We start from the raw sequence: 18,249 nt of genomic DNA, 5'->3' as shown, positions 1-18,249 counted from the left end.
TTACTGCTCTAGGTAATTCTTTTGGTTCACACGGCGCGCAATCTTGCCCGCGGACGAACGCGCGATCTCACGCGGTGCGAAGAACTGGATCTCGTGCGGCGCCACACCATGCACGTTGGTCACGGCCTCGCGGATCGCCTCTTCTGCGGCAGCATCTCCGTCGGCGGAGGCGTCGTCGGCACGCTCAACGAAGAGCACGAGCTTTTCGACGTCATCCCCTGGCACCGCGAAAGCAGCCACAGAGTCTGGGCGCACGTGCTCGGATGCTTCGGCGACCGTGGCCTCGATGTCCTGTGGGTAGTGGTTGCGACCAGCGATGACGACGAGGTCCTTCAGGCGGCCGGTGATGTAGAGGTGTCCCTCATACAGCACGCCCAAGTCGCCGGTGGCCATCCAGCCGGTGTCTGGTGCGCCGTCGACACGCGATCCCTCTGCCAGGCGCTCCCCCAACGTGTTCTTGAAGGTCTCTGCGGTTTCTTCTTCGCGGTTCAGGTAGCCCACGGCCATGTTGTCGCCGTGTGCCCAGAGTTCGCCGACCACGCCGTCGGCAACCTCGGCGCGTGTTTCCGGGTCCACGATGGTGAAGTACAGGTTGCTCACCGGCTGACCGTTTGACGCGAAAGGCACGCCATCCTCGGCTGGTACGGCCTTGCCGGCGGCGAGCTCGTCGCGGTCGAAGCGGGTGAACAGTGGGCGTTCGCCGGTCTGCGGGGTCGACAGCATCAGTGATGCCTCAGCCAAGCCGTACGACGGGCGCAGCACCTGCGTGTCCAGCCCATAGCCTTCGAACGCGGAGATGAAGGCATTCACAGCACCTTCCATGACTGGTTCGGAACCGATGATGATGCCGTCCAGGCGGGACAGGTCTAGCTCTTCGCCTTCTGCCGGCTTGCCGTAGCGCGCGGCCAGCTCAAGGGCGAAGTTCGGAACGACGGTGTAGATGTGCTTGTCCTCGTCGCCCTCCCGCTTGTTCAGCTGATCGACCCAGCGCTTCGGCTGCTGCACGAAGTCGCGCGGGCTCATCAGTTCAAATTCCAGGCCGAGCATGGTGACGAAGAGGGTCAAGATGATGCCCATGTCGTGGTGCAGCGGTAGCCACGCGCTCAAGCGCAGTGGCATCTTTAGGTTCGCACCAGCGTAGATCTGCAGGACGTTGGTCAGGATGGAGCGGTTGGTCAGCTCCACGCCGGCTGGGTTACGGGTGGATCCCGAGGTGTACTGGAGGAACGCGGTGGAATCGATCGGCATGACGGTCTGCGTCATCGCCGCCATTTGGCCCTCAGGAGTCGCCGAAGGGTTGACGTAGGACTGCGCAAGGCTGTCTGGGAGCGTATCGACGGCCACCACGCGCGGGCGTTCCCGCGACGGCAGCTCGGCGAAGTACTCGCGCACCGTGCCGGCGGAACGGGTGTTGGTCAGCACGGTCTTCGCTCCGGCATCGCCAAGCACAGCCTTGAGGTGATCGCCGTGGCCTGGCTCCTCCGGGTCATAGAGCGGCACCGGAACCTGGCCGGCATAGAGCGCGCCCAAGAAACCGAAGATATATTCAGGCGAGTTACCTGCGAGGATGGCCGCGCGGTCGCCCATCTTGCCCACCTGCTGCAGGCGCGCCGCGACCGCCTTGATGCGGGTATTGATCTCCGTGCGGTTGTAATCCACCGGGGTACCTTCGCGGTTCTCGGAATAGTCCCAGAAGCGCATGCAGTGGCGTTCGCCCCCGCCGAGTTGCAGGTCACCCATGTACATCATCTCGGCCATACCGGCCAGGGTGAGTTGTGGCGCGAGTGCAATCGAGCCGTCTTCGCTGTAGAACTGTGCGATCAGCTTGGAAAGATCCATGGGAGTCCTTTGTGTCTTCGGGGGCCAGTCAGTTAGTTATGTTGTTTATCTTAGTTTCGGAAACCAAATGTTACATCGACGCTAGTCATTAATCGCCTGGTGTGCCCAATCGACCACCCACTGGTTCGCAGTGGTGCCCGGAATAACATTCGGATTTGTGGCGTACTGGGCGTGCAAGCCGTTGGCGTTGATGAGCGCTTCCGCCCTGCCTAAAGCATTCCCCACGTCATAGGGCGCGTCACAGATGGAATCATTCGGCGCGCAGATTTGGAACGCGCGATCATGCAGAGCGCCGAACCCCCCGACACGGGGTCCGCGCATGCTGGCGCCGGGCACGATGGGCTGAATTAACCGCTCCACGGGCTCCAGCGCGATCTCTGCGCCCACGCCACCTAGCTCGATGCCTGGGTTGACACCCACACCATTTTCCCGACGACCATCCGCGATCATGATGGCCCCGAGGACCTTCTCCGCCGGCACCGCCCCGTGCCCCTGGCCGATTTGCGTGGCGAGGTCACCGACAATAACCGCGCCCTGCGAGAAACCAGCAAGGATATATTTCGTGCCGGGGCACGTCTCATTCATGTACCGCAGTTCCCCATCCAGCTTCGACGTTCCCTCGTCACGAGACTCGTCGTAACTCATCTCATCTTGGGCCTGGACGTTCTTGAACTGCGCCGTGTACGGCAGCGTCCACACCTTCACGTGATCGGGCGTGTACGCCGCCTGCAGTGGCTGCGTGATCGACAGCATGAAGCTGTGCGGGTTCGCCTGTGGGTTCATCGGATCATCGCTTGCCGACGATTCCCAGGTCCCCGGCGCAGAGATGAACTCTACGGCGGGGCACCAGTCAGGCTGCTGCGGCTCCGCCTGTTGAGCGGGGCCAGGTTCCCCTGGTTGCTCCGGCGGCAACGGCTGCTGGTCATTCGTCGAAAAGAACTGGTAGGTTCCCAACCCAACGAGGGCCAAGACGATGACCACGGCGGCGACGGTCACGGATTTACGCATCGTGCGCATGCTCCTTTAACAGAGGTTGGCGTGCGCGGCGTCGTCGAGAAGCTTGGTTACTTCCTGATGGTCAAGGTCGGTGCGGCCTTGCTCAATGAGCTGACCGGCCACCGCGTCACGGGTGATTGATTCTCCCCCACAGATCGTGTGGGCGGTACCAATCAATTGGGATTCAACGTTCTCGACATTAATGTCCGAACCTGCAATTTCATCGAGAAAATCCTGCTCCTCCGCTATGTACGGCGCTTCGGTGGTAGGAATCTCCTCGATCTCGCGGGCCCCTAGGTCCTCGGGTTGGTCGTCTGCTGGCGGCGCGACCGGAGTCGTCTCCTCGGTAGTCGTGTCCTTGGTCGATGTTTGCGACGGGGATGTCGCCACCGGCGCAGGGCTGGATGACTCAGTGACGTCCTCGCTGTCGACGGTGGCCCCGCCACACGCCGCTAGGCCCAGGCCTGCGGACAGTGCGATGGCGCTCAATGCGATTCGACGCACGGGCTACTTCCTCTCTTCGCGGACCGCGCCATTGATCTGGCTGATGGTACCGTTCTCGAAATCGATGGTCAGGCCGCCGGCTGGGATCTCCTTCATATCAGAGGTCGGGTACCCCAGTGGGCCCTGCTCCCAGCCGGACTTGCCCCACTGGTCGAAGATCTCGCCGTAGTAGATGACGTGCGCGCCAGTCTTCGGCGACCAGTAGATGTTCCCCTTCTCAAACTGCTGGAACGCGCCGCCGCGGATGGCGATCTCATTGGACGTTGGGAAGCCCAGGTTCGAACGCGCGGTGTTCATCTCACCGTATTTGGTAGCGATTGCACCGTAAACCATGTTGTGGGAGTCATCCGGGTTGCGGGTGAGGAAACCGTGCTGGAATGGCTGGACGTAGCCCTCGCCGATCTTCACCGCTTCGCCGGTTGGGTAGCCCAAGTTACCGTTCTCATAGTTGTTCTGGCCCCAGGCGACGAACATATCGCCAGGGATTGCCCAGGCGCCGGTCTCATGGGTCCAGTAGATGGAACCATTCTCGAAGTGGACGTAACGACCCTTACCGTCTGGAGTGCCGATCTCACCCGTCTTCGGGAAGCCGAGCCAGCCAGCTGCGCCACCCAGTTCGTTGTACTTCGCCAGGATGGCACCGAACAGTGGCTGCGCGCCGGTCTCTGGGGACCAGAACGCGGTGCCGGAACGGAAGTCCTGCGCCTTGCCGTCAGCGACATCGTATTCATTGTTCACGCACGAGCCAATGATGCCAGACGCGGTGGCCTGAGCAATTGCGCCAATTGGCTGGCACTGCGCGCCACGGTCAGATTCTGGAATGGCCAGAGCGTTGGCAATGTAAGGCCACGCCTCAGTCATCTCGAACTGCCAGTACTCCCAGGAGTGCACACCCGAAGGGCGGTACTTGACGATCGGATCCACGCCGCTCTTCTTCGCATAGTCGACGAAGGTAGCGGTGGTCATACGTGAAATGACCTCCAGGCCCACACCTGCTGGGTTGGCGGCACCCTTTGCTACAGAGTCTGGCTGGCCAAAGTCATCCTTGCCGTTACCTGCAGAGACGTAAACGGTCTTATCCTTGAGCGCTTCAGTACCCAGCTTCGGATCATGGTCGATCCAGTCCTGGGAGCCGATTGGGCCCCACATCTTCGTGGAATCGTAGCCACCGCCATCCAGCTGTGCTGCCTGGATTGCCTGCGGCATGCCAGGGGTGGTGGTATCCAAGTAGCCAGAGAAGGAACCGACGAAATCAAAGAGGTGCGGGTTGCGCTCTGCCAGGTTGATCGCGGCGGTGCCACCCATGGACAGGCCGACGACCGCGCGCTTCTGGTTGGAGCGGAATTCGTTGTTCAGGATCGGCACTAGTTCCTTGGTGAGGAAGGTCTCCCACATATAGTGCTTGCCATTGTCCGGCTGCTGCCAATCAGAGTAGAAAGAGGATTCGCCACCCACCGGCAGGATCACGTTGACGTTCTTGTCAGCGTAAAACTGCTCGATATTGGTTTCGATGGTCCAGCCGGATTCGTCGTCACGCGCACGCAGGCCGTCGAGTGCCCATACCTCTGGGAACTTCGCACCCGGATTCGAGTGCCAGTCACGGGCCAGCAAGATCTGCACCTGGATGAGTTCCTCCGGCATCGCTGCGGACTTCACCCAGACGGCGACGCGGCGGTTAGTCAACCACTCAATGCGGTCGACCTCAACGCCTGCTGGCAGGCCTTCGATCTGGGGCTTGTACTCAGTATCGATCGGGGTGCGCTGTGGCGGATCAGACGGGCGAATGCCATCGGACATACCCGAGGAGCCGATAACAGCACCCAAGTCAGCCGGGCTGCTGGACAGCCCCTCCTGAGCATGAGCTGGTGCCACGGAAAGGCCCATTGCAAGGACAGTCGGCAGGGCAACCGCCTTGGCAACACGGGCCACACGCGGGGAACGGGAAACAGAATAGCGCATAAGAATTGTCCTCAAAGTGTGTCGAAGGGGCAACAGCGTGCCACCGGTGTCCACGTACCAACGCTTCTCGGGGGTTCCCCTCCCCCGGGCGTGCGTTTGTCGGATGGTTCCGTAGCGCCTGCGGCTGTGTTGCATTATCTAGTTGAGTTGTCGGTAAAGCGATCGCGAATGTTACACGACCGCAGTCGACCTCAAGTTTAAGTTCAACTTGAGACTTTCTTCAAGCGACACACCTTACAGGTACTAATTCTCTCTTTTAATCAGCCACAAAAAGAGCTGTTTACCACGCGTTCATGACGTTGAGCACACGTGGCTTGGTGTACTCGAGCTGGTAACCGAACTGGTTCCAGTTATGCAGACCGGTAGCTGGGTAGCTCTGGGTGACGTTAATGCCTTGAGCCTGAGCCTTCGTAGCCCACAAGCGGGTAGAGAGGTTCGAGATCAACTCCAGGGCAGCGCCGGAAGCGATGTGCTCCGGGCGGATATTTGCGTCCGCTGGGCTGGGTACACCGCCAGCGGCGGAGACGTAGACGTCAGTGCCGTACAGGCCATCCATGTTGTGGAACGGGTCGTTCTCAAAACGGCGCGGCGAGATCAGCGAACCATACATTGCGTTGATGTTGAAACCGCCCGCATCCAGCAGCGCGAGGCGCAGCATCGTCTGCGCGCCAGGCAGCGTGGTGGTCAGGTAGCCGGAGTAGGACAAGGCTTGACGGAACTGGTTCGGGTGCTTCCCGGCCAGGTTCATCGCAGCAGTGCCACCCATCGACAGCCCCGCAATGGAGTTGTTGGAAGGAGAAACACCGAAGTGCTGCTGCAGGTAGCCCGGCAGCTCCTGTGTCAGGAAGGTTTCCCACTTGTAGCGCACCGGATTGTTGAAGTCATAGGTAGCCGGCGCGTCCCAGTCTGCGTAGAAGGACGCGGTACCGCCAACCGGCATCACCAAAGTGATGTTGGAGTCCTTGTAAGACTGGGCCGCATTGACATCGTTGAGCCACGCGCTGGTGTGGTTGGTAGCGCGCAGGCCATCGAGCAGGTAGAAGCCCGCGTTGCCACCGCGGATCGCAGGCTGGATCTGGACCGTAATGTTGTAGCCGCTGGCAGGCGACCAGACATCGCAGCGCTGCACCCAGAAGCCTACGGGGTCCCACTCACAGTGGCCGGTAGCATCAGGGCGCAGCCAATCGCGTGGCGCAGCTTGGGCGGTGCCGGTTCCAACAACCAGCAGGGCTGCTGCAGTAGCAATCGCCGTGATCAGGGCGACGATGCGACGACGAACCATAGATAGTGTGGACATTGCTCTCCTCGTACGTACGGAAGCCTTAAAAGTAAAGCGTTATCTGCACGTTACCAATTCGATTCCTAGTGGTCCAACCAGGAAATCTGAGGCCCCTCCAATCCGGGGTCTTCGCCGTTCTCAATTTTCTCAAGTGTTTCATCGTCTAGGTACGTCGCCGGATCGTCATCAAGCTCCAACGTCCTGCCACCGGTCACGGAATATTTCACATTCTTCCAGAACCGCTCCCAGCTCATGGGCTCGCGCGAGGAGGCTAACAGCTCCGCAATCTCTGGGGTGCGCAACGCCGCACGCGCCTGGCGCGTCTCTTGCTCATCGATCCAGTCCGGAAGCTCATCCAGGTCGGTCGCAGTATCCGCCACCTGCCACTCGGTAGGTAGGTGTTTGTCGTGGCCGATCCGGCCGTTCGGGTCGCGTGGCATGCGGGCTGCCAGTGGTGTCGCTAAGCCCACAGTGTCCAATACGCGCACATCCAGATCGGTGTTCATACTGGTCATGCCCAGATTTGTCAAATACAATGTTGTTGGATGAGCTTGGAGGTCTGTCTCCGCATCAGTGCGCGGCAACGTCGTCCACGAGTACACGTCGACGACCTGAATCAGCTGCGCCGCATTCTCTTCCTCGGCTTCACTCAGCTTCTCTTCCCAGCCTGGGCCCAACACCGTCAAGAAATCTTCTGCATCGAGAGGCGCGGTTCCAGGCTCAATACGGGTGGTATCGGACCAGAAATCGCGTTCATCAACAATCGCAAACTCTCCCGATGCGTACACATTCCAGTCCTCAGGCTGAGCGCGTACGACGACCGCGGTCGCCCACACCGCCACGGCAAGGGTGACAGCGCCAGTGACCTTGTTCAGTGGCACCACCATCGCTGGCAGCAGCAGGGCGAAGAGAGGCAGTAGCCACATGCGCCCGTGCATGAAGTCACCGCCCACTTTCAGCACATAAATGATGTGCACGGCAGCGACACCTGCCACCAGCAGCAGTACGGTGCGTTGCCGGTCGCGCACCCTTTTACCCAACCACACCAACAGCACCATCACTGCGATCAGCGGCAAGTACAGCGCATAGGGCGCCAGGAGGTCCCAAGCGTAGTGCAGCCCAGCGTTCCAGTGCGAATCGCTCGCTGATTTCGCCACCGCTGTATGCGGGGTGATCAGACCGTAGTAGCCCATGCGGAAGATCTGGTAGGCCGCCGGCACCGGCAGGGCCGCGGCGAGGATTCCCGCGCGCTGCTTCCACGTTCTGGCAGCGACCAGCAGCACAATGCCCGTCACTCCGCCATAAAGCGCCAGCTCAGGGCGCACCAGCCAGCTCAGTCCACACCAGAATGCTAACCAGTAGCCCACCGGAGGCATGTATCGATGAGCATTGGGTTTCGACCAATGCACCAGAAGGGCCCACCACGTGGCAATCCATGCCAGCGACAGCCCCCACTCCAAACCGGAGGTGGCAAAGTCACGCGCGGGTGGCAGCGCAAAGTAAATCAGCACACCCAGTGGGGCAACTACCCCACCCCAAAATCGGGACGTGGCGACCACAGCAACGACAGCTGCGATCGTCGTTAAGCCAAGTGCCAACCACATGGCGATGTCTTCCAGCCGTGCGGGCGTCGCCCACGCAACGGCCGTGATCAGGTACTGCCACAAGGTGGACGTGTTCGCCTCGACACGTTCCCCGACGTTAAACACGGGACCATTACCGGCCAAAAGATTGCGAACTGTGCGTAAAACGATGAGGCCGTCATCGGCCATCCAGCGCCGCGTCCAACCACCATAAAACGCGAAAACGCCCGCAAGGATTGCGGACACAATCACGGAAATGCGGGCGTATTTTGTCATGCGGAAAATATTACACTACAGAATATTTGGCATTACATACACTGCCATGACAATGCAGGCGAGCCATGCGATCGCAAGAATTTGGAGCACGCGGTCCTGTAGCGCGATCTCATCCGGTGCGCCACCGTGGCCGCGGTCGACGTCAGCGGCGTAACGCAAGATCGCGATCACGAACGGAACCAGGGAGATCTGGTACCAGATGGAGCCGCCGCCCTCGGTCGCGTTGGAGAGCTCGAAAGCCCAGAGGGAGTAGCTCATCACCACGGCCGTCGCGGCTAGGGTCCACACAAACCGTAGGTAGGTCGGTGTGTAGCCCTCCAGCGCCTTGCGGATCTTCGCACCGGTACGCTCCGATAGCAACAGCTCTGCGTAGCGCTTACCGGAGGCCATGAACAGCGAGCCGAAAGCTGCAACCAGCAGGAACCACTGCGATAGCTCGATGCCGGCAGCGACACCACCGGCCATCGCGCGCAGCATGAAGCCAGACGAAACAAGCGCGATATCGATCACTGGAATATGCTTCCAGCCGAAGCAGTAGCCCAGCTGCAGCGCAATGTACACGCCGACGACCACGGCCAGCGCAACCCCGGAGGTAGCCAGCAGGGACACCCCGATAGCCGCCAGGATGAGCACCACCGCCATCACGTAGGCCAAGTTGATCGGCAGCATGCCCGAGGCGATCGGACGGTACCGCTTCGTCGGGTGCTCGCGGTCGCTGTCGACATCGCGGGCATCATTGATCAAGTAAATCGACGACGCTGCGAGGCAGAACGCGATGAACGCGATGGCCACGTCTCCGATGGTGCGCGCGGTGAATGCCTCGAGGCCGGCCGCCAGCGGGGCCGCGACGACGAGGACGTTTTTCACCCACTGCTTTGGGCGCAGCGCCTTAATCATGGCGTCGGGCAGGTTCTTCGGTGCCTTGCGCTCGACGTTGACATCCACGCCCGTGGTGTGTGGTTCGGGCTTCAGAAAAGGTTCGGGCTGTTCAGGCTGGTATTCGCTCACGCAGTCTTCCTCTCTATCTCCATCGCGGCCTTCGCACACGCGGCGCCAAGCGCAGCACCGGCGATAGTATCCGTCGGATAGTGCACGCCTAAGACCATACGGGAGATCATGATGATGGGAATTCCAAGATAGGGGACCTTCGATCCAGTGATCTCAGCCAGCCCCACCATCACGGCCGTCGTGGACGTCGAGTGCGACGAAGGGAACGACAACTTCGATGGTGTAGACACACCGATCTTGATCCGCGGGTCATGCGGACGGGTCCGGCGCACGATCCGCTTCAGCACCACCGACGCCGCGTGCGAGGAAAAAGCACCAGCGCCCAGGGCAATCCACTGACGCCTTTTTCGCTTATCGACGATGGCCCCTGCCGCGCTTAAGCCCATCCACCCCAGGCTGTGCTCGCCGAACAGTGACAGCGCGCGTGCCGACGGCTTCACACCGGGGACGTCGTAAAGCGCGTTCTGAATGGCTACAAGTACGTCAGCTTCACGCTTGCTCATCGAAAATCTTCATCCAGTTCTCGCGGGCGACCAGTTCCGGCTTCGCGGTACGGTACTGCTGCTTCAGGTCATCCCAGTTGTTCTTGATTTCGGACAAAAGTTCGCGGGTCTGGCGCAGCAGATCATTCGCCAGCTCCTTATCGCGCTTGCGGAATGCAACGCCGGTGCCGCCAGCGGTGGAGACGGTGGCCGAGTCCACGCGCGAGAGGGTGAACCAGCGCGCTTCCTCTGCGGTGAGGTTGAGCTGCGGGGCATCCCAGTTGTCGCGGTTTTCCTCCGTGGTCAGGTGCTTCACGGTCTTGAGCAGCCACGGAATCTTCTTGATTTTAGCGAGGCGGCCGCCAATATTCCTCGTCGGCACGCCCGGCGCGCCCGTCGGTGCCGGAAGTTCGGCTGCGGACTCGATGATCTTGGCGTCGTCGTACTGCTGGCGCACCTTCTGGATGCGTGGCAGGGAGGATTCAAGGATGTCGAAGAGTTGGTCCGGGCCTGCCAGCACGTCCTTCAGCGCTTCGATCTGGATGGCCATTGTGGAGTACTCCATGCACATCAGGTGCTTCATGGAGGATTTCAGGATGGAGCGCTCGATGCCCGTGAAGTCGCCTTCGTGGTACATCGCCGCCACGATGAGGCGGTTGCGCAGGTGGAAATAGGCCTGCCAATCGATCGCATCGTCCTTGTCTGCCCAGGCCATATGCCAGATGGCGACGCCGGGCCAGGTGACCGTCGGAAAGCCGGCGGCCTTGGCGCGCAGGGCGTACTCGGTGTCATCCCACTTGATGAATAGCGGAAGTGGCAGGCCGAGGTGTTCTGCAACGACGCGTGGGAAGAGGTTCATCCACCAGCCGTTGTAATCCACATCAACGCGGCGGTGCAGGGCGCGGGAGTCCTTGAACTTGGGGTCGCGCTGCTGTTCTTCCGTGCCGATGTACCCTAGCGGATACTTCGCGAAGTCGTGGTCGTAGACCGCGTGCGGCGCGGCTCCCCACATGAAGTCGTGGCCGTTGACGGCCTCACCGGTGGTGCGCAGCTGGGAGCGGTCCTGCAGGTTCAGCATTTGCCCGCCGACGAGGATCGGGCTCTTCGCGTAGCGCGCTGCCTGGACGGCGCGCAGAATGGAATCGGGCTCAATGGCGATGTCGTCGTCCATGTACAGGATGTAGGGCGAGTCCGTCGCCGTTGCCTCATACATGATGCGCGAGTAGCCGCCGGACCCGCCGAGGTTGCCTTGAGAGTGGATGGTCAAGCGGTCGCCCAGAGCAGCCTTGGCCTCTTCGAAGTCGGGCTCATCTGCTGGGTGCTGATCGCCCTGGTCGGGCATGATCACGTGCGTGATCGCTGCCAGCACCTCTTCGTCCTCCGCAAGGGCGTGCAGGGCGTTGACGGCGTCGCGCGGGCGGTTGAAGGTGGGGATGCCCACGGCGACTTCCTTGGCGAAGGGGCCGACAGTGCTGCCATCGGGCATGATCTGCGCCTGGGGCTCTACGCCCGCGCACCACGCAGCATTGTCGACGATCACGTCGTCTTCTTCTGCGGTGATGTCGAACCAGAGCCAGCCGCCGTCTTCGAAGTTTTTCAACGCCAGCGGGATTTCGATGCGCTTGTCATCGTTCTCGGTGCCTGCGCTGACGTTGGTCACCGCGATGCGGGTGCCGTCCTCTTTGGAGCGGTAGACCGAGATCGTGGCTGCGCCGGTGACATCCATTGCCAGGATGACCTCGTCCAGCTGGGACCAGCGGCGCCAGTAGGAAGCCGGGAAGGCGTTGAAGTATGCCTGGAAAGAAACCTCGGCGCCGGCGGGGATCTTCACCTGGTGGCGGTTAGACCAGCTCAGGCGTTCCTTGTTTTGCTCGGCTTCGACAAGGTAGAGCATGCGCACGTCGTGCGGCTCACCCTTGCGGGGCAGCAGCACACGCTGGAGAACATCCACAGCTTTCACGATTCTCACTTTCGGTGTCGGGGCACTCTCTATCCCTCAAGAGTAGTGCTTCAGCCACCCCGTGCGGCATGTTGGCGCGCGTAAGCCCAAGAGTTTCGTCGGAAAGCTCCCTGAAATGCAGACAACCCCGGCATAAAGCCAGGGTTGAGTGCAGTTCGAGAGTTATGCCGGCAGCGCTGCGCTGTCGGTCGCGATGTTCCTCTCACACAGGATCGCGGCGAGCTGATCGGACAGGGTGTCGATCATGTCGCGCACCTGGTCGACGGTCATGCCGTCGGTCTCAGGAACAGCGATGGTGTCTGCCTGGCGGCCAGCGCGGTCATGCGCCTCATCAGCGCCGAGGTAGATTACCAGGTCCGGGGTGCGGACGGTGCGGTGCTCGCGCTCGTCGACCGGGCGGTTCAGGCCACGCTCATCCATGACCCACTCGACCTTTTCATCGAGGGAGTTCTCTGGGTGGGCGGGTGCGACGGTTGCGGTGACACGACGACCGGTAATCTCGCGTGCGATTGCTGCCGCCGCCTGTGCGACGGTGCGGTTCGAACGGTTGGCGAACTCAATGTGCAGGGCCGGGGCCGCATAGAGAGTTAGCTCGTCGTATGCGTCACGAGCTGCGAGCACTGGGACGAAGTCCTGCACAATTGCGCGTTCTGCGTGCTCTTCCAAGGCCGCGTCCAGCACCTGGTCGATGACTTCGGTGTCGATCGAGTAGGCGAAGCGGGCGTAGAGGTCTTTACGGATATTGTTAATAACGGTCATGGCATCCTCCTTTCATTGAGTGTTTGTTGCCATGTGTTGTTTTTCTGGTGTGTGTGGGCTTCCGCTAGTTGCGGTGCAGGCTGGCTGCCATCATTGCCCAGTTGTTGAGGCGCTCTGCCTCGCGTTGTTGCTCCTGCTGGATTTCTGTGGCGGTGAGGCCATTGTCCGCGTGTTTGGTGGCGGTGCTTCCAGTGAGGAGCTCGACGAACGATTTGATGCTCATAGTTCAATTCCTTTCGTGTTTACCGGCCGTTCATTTGTTAACCTGCCGTTAACTTTAACGAGTTAGTTGGTCTATGTCAAGTATTGACCTGCAGAAACGCTGCAAAAAGAGCGAAAAATGGCCCCCACCTGTAGAGATGGGGGCCGCTTTAATGTGATCTTTGGGTTAACCTTGCGTTAACTTTTGGGTTAACTTGAGGTTCATTGAGGCGCTCGTCGCTAAGCTTCCAGCTCCACCAGAAGCCTGCGTACCTCGCCCTCGATCTGGTCCGCAACAACGCGCGCTTCATCGATCGTGCGCGGGTGGGTCACAGACCAGCGCTCGTAACGCTTCCCGGGCAGGCCTGGCACGTCGTCGATACCCAGCAGCACGATAACGTCCGCGCGGTGGGCAGTCCGTGCGATATCGTCGCAGACATAGAGCATGTCAGACGGGATTCCCCGCTCCTCCAGCACCTGCACGACCAGCGGATCGACAGGCTCCTGCCCACCAATCCCGACATTGCGCGCGTAGACGTCATCCCCGGCCAGGTGGCGCAGGTACGCGTAGGCCAGCTGCGCGCGGGCCGAGTTATTCCGCGAGGCAAACAGGACCTCAGGGCGCTTCGTCCCCATCTTCAGCAGGCGGGAACGGGCCTCGCGCTCGACCAGCAGCGGCACGAAATCTTCAACCGCAGCGGGAGCACTATGCTCGTCGATCACCTCATCGATCACGCGATCAATCTCACGCGCGCTCACCGAGGCGCCGAAACGGCGGTGCAGGTCCTCGCGAATGATGCGGAAGCGGTCGGCGACAGTGGCAGTCATATTCATTGCCTTTCGTTGGCGGGAAAGTTTAAGTTTCCCGGTTGTTAACCTGCCGTTAACTTTACCTTTGGCGGTAGTTAGTATGCAAGCAGTGCTTAACGACGAAGAACTCGCTCCGTGTGATGTTTTTCACATCCTATTTCGCACGTATGTACGATTCGCTAGGATGGAGTCTATACATATCGGGGACTACATCAGGGGGTGTAGCAGTCAATGCAAACAACGAAAATTCCGCCGACCGCCTTCTATTCAACCTGCGCGGACACGCCAGCCGCCAAGCAAGCCGCAGCTTTGCGTGAGCTAGAACTGGACTTCTGGCGGGACATATACAGCAAGGCCCTGCCAGAAATACAGGTCTGCGACTGGTCCGTCTACGCAGCAAAGTTAACGGCCGAACTTGGATACACCGAGCAGATGATCACCAACAACATGCACGGTATCGAAACGCTCGGACATCTACCGCTGCTAAACTCGCTCATTGAGCGGCTCGGCCACGTCAGCATCCACATGCTGCGCGCCATCAGTCAGACACTCTCGTGCAAGACATTTTGGGACGACGAGGAAAAGCAATCAGCCGTCGATTCTTTCCTCACGAACTACCTCACACCCACCAAACCCAACCAAGCCATGCCCGGCACCCGGCAGGTGGTCAACCGGCTCAAAGACTTCCTCCGCCAAATCAACGAGGACCTGGACGAGGACCCCGACGGCACCGAGGACGACACCGCCGAAGAGGACCCACACAACCCACGCTTTACTATCGACGAGCACGACGACGGCAACCACACCGTCTCCACCACCTGGGATGCTTTCACCACCTGCAAGATTGATGCAGTGATCCGCGCCCACGCCAAGAAACACAATCTGTCGCTTGCCGACGCCCACGCGGACATCCTCCTCAACGGCACCGATGTATCCGTCACGCTCAACGTGTACACCGCGGGCGATATCGAGGACGCCCCTGTCTGGACCTCCACCCACGGCTTCTTCGGCCCTCGCGACAGCCGCACCGCCAAAGAAGAGGCCGCCACCACGCGCGACATCGACCCGGCAGCAACCGAAACCACGGAATCCTACACCGCCACCAACCGCATCAAGGCCTACCTCGAAGGCAGAGACGGCACCTGCCGCTGGCCCGGATGCAACAGGCCCGCGGCGCGCACCGACAAAGACCATTGCGTCAATTATGACGATGGTGGCCCGACCACGGCAGCAAACATGATCTGCCTTTGTCGCTACCACCACAACAGGAAGACTGATGGGGAGATTCGCTATATCCTCGACCCATTTACCGGCGATGTCTACTGGCTGTTCAACGACGGCACCTACCTCGTCGACGAGGCCGAAGGCCCCCTCTCCCCGAAAGCGAAGAAGTGGACACGAACCTTTGCCGAAAGAGCACAAAGGCGACGCAGTAAGCCGGGCCCCACAAGGAAGCCCAGAGCAACTGCGTGGCCGGAGATGCCACCGTTCTAGTGGCCGCGCTCCTGGTTGATCGGCTCGCCACCCTCAAAGTGTGGACGCAGATGATTATCAAACAAGCTCAACGCCGCACCGATAGCCATGTGCATATCCAAGTACTGGTACGTGCCCAAACGACCACCGAACAACACCTTGTTCTCAGCAGACTCCGCCGCAGCCAATCGTCGATAAGCGAGCAACTTCTCCCGGTCCTCCGGGGTGTTGATCGGGTAGTACACCTCATCGTCGCCCTCGGCGAAGCGAGAGTACTCCTTCACGATCACCGTCTTATCGGTCGGGTAATCGCGCTCCGGGTGGAAATGGCGGAACTCGTGGATACGGGTGTACGGCACATCGGCATCGTTGTAATTCATCACCGGGGTGCCCTGGAAATCGCCGGTATCCTCCAAGACCTCCATCTCAAAGTCCAGCGTGCGCCACCCCAAGTGCCCCTCCGCATAATCGAAGTAGCGATCCAACGGCCCCGTGTACACGACCGGCGCGTCAGGCGACGCCGCACGCACCTCATCGCGCACCTCAAACCAGTCGGTATCAAGCTTCACGTCGATCAAGTCGCTGGCGACCATGTTCTCCAGCCACGCCGTGTACCCATCCACCGGCAGGCCCTCATACTTGTCGTTGAAGTACCGGTTATTGAAGGTGTACCGCACCGGCAAACGCGAAATGATGGACGCCGGCAGCTCCGTCGGATCGGTCTGCCACTGCTTCGCCGTGTAGTGCTTCACGAACGCCTCATACAGCGGCTTACCGATCAAGGCAATACCGCGCTCCTCCAGGTTCTTCGCATCGGCCGGGTCCATCCCCTCGGTCTGATCCTTGATCAGCTGACGGGCCTCATCCGGCGAATAGTACTTACCAAAGAACTGGTTGATCAGGCCCAAGCCCATCGGGAACTGGTAGGCGGAACCATCGTGCATGGCGAACACGCGGTGCTGGTAGTCGGTGAAATCGGTAAACCGGTTCACGTACTCCCACACGCGATCATTCGAGGTGTGGAACAGGTGCGCACCATACTTATGCACCTCGATGCCGGTGGTCGGCTCCGCCTCAGAGTATGCGTTTCCGCCCAGGTGCGATCGCTTTTCGACGACCAACACGCGCTTCCCCAACTCGCTAGCAGTCTGCTCAGCCACTGTGAGCCCAAAGAAACCTGATCCAACAACAATAAGGTCATAAGTCATGCCTTAAGGCTAGCGAATCAAAGCCTCTTTCACCGGCCAACACAGCCACGAGGGTGCCAACAAAGCACTAATTTTGCCACAGGGCTATCATTATTCACTTTCGTGCCTTACAATTCATTTTGGTCTATTGCAATAACACCAGTAACAATTTTCCAGGAGCTTTACCGTGATTCAACGACGCAGACTGTCCAAGTCCACGTCAGCGACCAACCCCGTGTTGGCCGTCCTTACTACCGCCGCACTGGCTATCACTGCCGTGTTCGGCGGTAATTACGTGATGAAAACCCAATCCATTGGCGGCGCTGACACCGAAGTTGTGAACATGACGGAGTCGCTCGCAGAGGGCGAATCCGTCGTCGTCGATGATCCTGCAGTGCCGACCCAGGGTGAAGACCCTGAAACTCAGCGCACCGTGAAGGAGTTCACCAGCGACGTCCCATTCTCCATGTTTGCCCTGACCTGGGAAGGCGAAACCGATACTGCCGCCTTCGTCCGTGCAGAGCGCGAAAACGGCGAGTGGTCGGAGTGGTACGACTTGGACCACATGTACGAAGTTGAGGGCTCAACCAAAAACGGCACTGAGCTGATTTATATCGAGCCAACCAAACGCGTCCAGGTCAACATGACCAACGTGGACCTCGTCGGCACCGAAGAGACTACAGAAGAGACTTCTGAAGAACCCGCCGAGGAACCTACCCTGAACACCAACCACGGCGAGATCCAGCCGGTGGCTGATTCTGCTGGTGTCGCAAACCAGGCTGATGATTTTGAGGTTGTCATGATCGATGGCGGCACGGGCATGAACCAGGACATTGCTCCTGCCAGCTATGACGGCATGCCAAAGGTAGTCAGCCGCGCAGGCTGGGGTGCCCGCACTGACCTGCAGCGCAACCCGACCATCGTCTCCCCGGTCAAGACCGTCACGGTGCACCACACCGCCGGTTCAAACAACTACTCCGAAGCCCAGGCTCCCGGCATTGTGCGCGGTATCCAGAATTACCACGGTGCCACCTTGGGCTGGGGCGATGTAGGCTACAACGCCCTCGTCGATAAGTACGGCAATATTTACGAAGGTCGCTACGGTGGCTTGGACCGCGACGTGATGGGCGCTCACGTCGGTGGCTTCAACTACAACACCTGGGGCATTTCCGTCCTGGGTAACTACGAAACGGCGTACCCTTCGCAGGCCGCGCTTCAAGCCGTTGGTGAGATGGCGGGCTGGCGCTTAGCACAGGAAAACCAAGACCCGACTGGTCGCTCGTGGCTGACCATGTCCGGCAGCTTCCGCGGCTCGAAGTACTCCAATGGCCAGGGCGCAATGTTCCCGAACATTAACGCGCACCGAGACTTCCACCACAACACATGCCCGGGCGGATACCTGTATAACCAGATGGGCACGATTCGCAACATTGCGAAGCAGAAGTATGACTCCATCATGAACGGCACCGCGGAGACCCCAGCCACGTCAACGCCAACTACGCCAACAACGCCAAGCACCCCTGACTCCGGCAACGACTCCACCACAACCGAGGGCAACACGAACACTAACGTCAACAACGGCGGCAACAACACCAATGTCGCCACCAGCTCCATCAGCGACTTGCTCAACGGCGACCCGAATGCGATCGCTGCCACCGTGGGCACCATCGCGTCCGCGGTGCTCGTCGTAGCTGCGGCTAACGGCGCGCTGCCCGGTGGCGTGTCGACGGTCGGTGAGATCGAACTGCTGCCTGGCCTGACGCTGGACAAGATCACCCCATACATTGGCACCGTCTTGCAGTTCACCGGCAACGACGATCTTGCGAAATCTTGGGCCGCGCTCGAGCCAATGCTGGGCAGCTCCCAGGGCACCGCAGCCGGCGTGGGTGGCGCGAAGTACACCTTCTACAACGACGGCATCGGCGTGTTCAAC

Annotated in this window: 15 protein-coding genes; 2 read left to right on the top strand and 13 right to left on the bottom strand. The window is 60.2% G+C overall.

Going from position 1 to position 18,249, the window contains the following annotated elements:
• The 12 genes from ACHFGA_RS03815 to ACHFGA_RS03760 form a co-directional block, all read right to left on the bottom strand.
• Complete coding sequence (locus tag ACHFGA_RS03815; RefSeq protein WP_394281103.1) at nt 1–1,839, bottom strand: FadD32-like long-chain-fatty-acid--AMP ligase; 1,839 nt, start codon at nt 1,837–1,839, stop codon at nt 1–3.
• A gap of 81 nt (nt 1,840–1,920) precedes the next feature.
• A complete protein-coding gene (locus tag ACHFGA_RS03810; RefSeq protein ID WP_394281102.1) occupies nt 1,921–2,847 on the bottom strand; it encodes a cutinase family protein in 927 nt (308 codons plus the stop codon).
• A 15-nt stretch (nt 2,848–2,862) separates the two neighbouring features.
• Nucleotides 2,863–3,339, bottom strand: a complete 477-nt coding sequence (locus ACHFGA_RS03805; RefSeq protein WP_394281101.1) for a hypothetical protein — start codon at nt 3,337–3,339, stop codon at nt 2,863–2,865.
• 3 nt (nt 3,340–3,342) lie between these two features.
• The gene (locus ACHFGA_RS03800; RefSeq protein ID WP_394281100.1) at nt 3,343–5,298 is read right to left on the bottom strand and encodes an alpha/beta hydrolase-fold protein; all 1,956 of its coding nucleotides are present in this window, start codon (nt 5,296–5,298) and stop codon (nt 3,343–3,345) included.
• Nucleotides 5,299–5,578: 280 nt separating this feature from the next.
• Nucleotides 5,579–6,595 carry an alpha/beta hydrolase gene (locus ACHFGA_RS03795; protein WP_394281099.1) on the bottom strand — a complete coding sequence of 339 codons (1,017 nt, stop codon included), beginning with the start codon at nt 6,593–6,595 and terminating at the stop codon, nt 5,579–5,581.
• A gap of 65 nt (nt 6,596–6,660) precedes the next feature.
• Entirely contained in the window at nt 6,661–8,436 is a 1,776-nt protein-coding gene (locus ACHFGA_RS03790) for a hypothetical protein (RefSeq protein WP_394281098.1), read from the bottom strand.
• A gap of 15 nt (nt 8,437–8,451) precedes the next feature.
• Nucleotides 8,452–9,444 carry a decaprenyl-phosphate phosphoribosyltransferase gene (locus ACHFGA_RS03785; protein WP_394281097.1) on the bottom strand — a complete coding sequence of 331 codons (993 nt, stop codon included), beginning with the start codon at nt 9,442–9,444 and terminating at the stop codon, nt 8,452–8,454.
• Nucleotides 9,441–9,947: a phosphatase PAP2 family protein gene (locus ACHFGA_RS03780; RefSeq protein ID WP_394281096.1), complete on the bottom strand. Its 507-nt coding sequence runs from the start codon at nt 9,945–9,947 to the stop codon at nt 9,441–9,443. The genes ACHFGA_RS03785 and ACHFGA_RS03780 overlap by 4 nt, the downstream gene beginning before the upstream one ends.
• Entirely contained in the window at nt 9,934–11,886 is a 1,953-nt protein-coding gene (locus ACHFGA_RS03775; RefSeq protein WP_394281095.1) for a glycosyltransferase, read from the bottom strand. Before ACHFGA_RS03775 ends, ACHFGA_RS03780 begins: the two co-directional genes overlap by 14 nt.
• A 162-nt stretch (nt 11,887–12,048) precedes the next feature.
• Nucleotides 12,049–12,645 carry a three-helix bundle dimerization domain-containing protein gene (locus ACHFGA_RS03770; protein WP_394281094.1) on the bottom strand — a complete coding sequence of 199 codons (597 nt, stop codon included), beginning with the start codon at nt 12,643–12,645 and terminating at the stop codon, nt 12,049–12,051.
• Between the two features lie 64 nt (nt 12,646–12,709).
• A complete protein-coding gene (locus tag ACHFGA_RS03765) occupies nt 12,710–12,868 on the bottom strand; it encodes a hypothetical protein (RefSeq protein ID WP_394281093.1) in 159 nt (52 codons plus the stop codon).
• A gap of 218 nt (nt 12,869–13,086) precedes the next feature.
• Nucleotides 13,087–13,674, bottom strand: a complete 588-nt coding sequence (locus ACHFGA_RS03760) for a three-helix bundle dimerization domain-containing protein (RefSeq protein WP_394281092.1) — start codon at nt 13,672–13,674, stop codon at nt 13,087–13,089.
• Nucleotides 13,675–13,887: 213 nt separating this feature from the next.
• On the opposite strand from ACHFGA_RS03760, the gene ACHFGA_RS03755 reads away from it, so the two are divergent.
• Entirely contained in the window at nt 13,888–15,150 is a 1,263-nt protein-coding gene (locus ACHFGA_RS03755; protein ID WP_394281091.1) for an HNH endonuclease signature motif containing protein, read from the top strand.
• Here the strand turns inward: ACHFGA_RS03755 and glf are convergent.
• Nucleotides 15,147–16,337, bottom strand: coding sequence for a UDP-galactopyranose mutase (gene glf, locus ACHFGA_RS03750; RefSeq protein ID WP_394281090.1), 1,191 nt, complete (start codon nt 16,335–16,337; stop codon nt 15,147–15,149). The genes ACHFGA_RS03755 and glf overlap by 4 nt on opposite strands.
• A gap of 166 nt (nt 16,338–16,503) precedes the next feature.
• Between glf and ACHFGA_RS03745 the strand changes: the two genes are divergently transcribed.
• On the top strand, nt 16,504–18,249 hold a 1,746-nt coding region (locus ACHFGA_RS03745; RefSeq protein ID WP_394281089.1), incomplete at its 3' end, for a peptidoglycan recognition protein.

The sequence above is a fragment of the Corynebacterium sp. genome, assembly GCF_043426755.1.
GTDB lineage: Bacteria > Actinomycetota > Actinomycetes > Mycobacteriales > Mycobacteriaceae > Corynebacterium.
The sequence above is the reverse complement of the archived record's forward strand: the minus strand, read 5'-3'. Positions and strand labels throughout refer to the sequence as shown.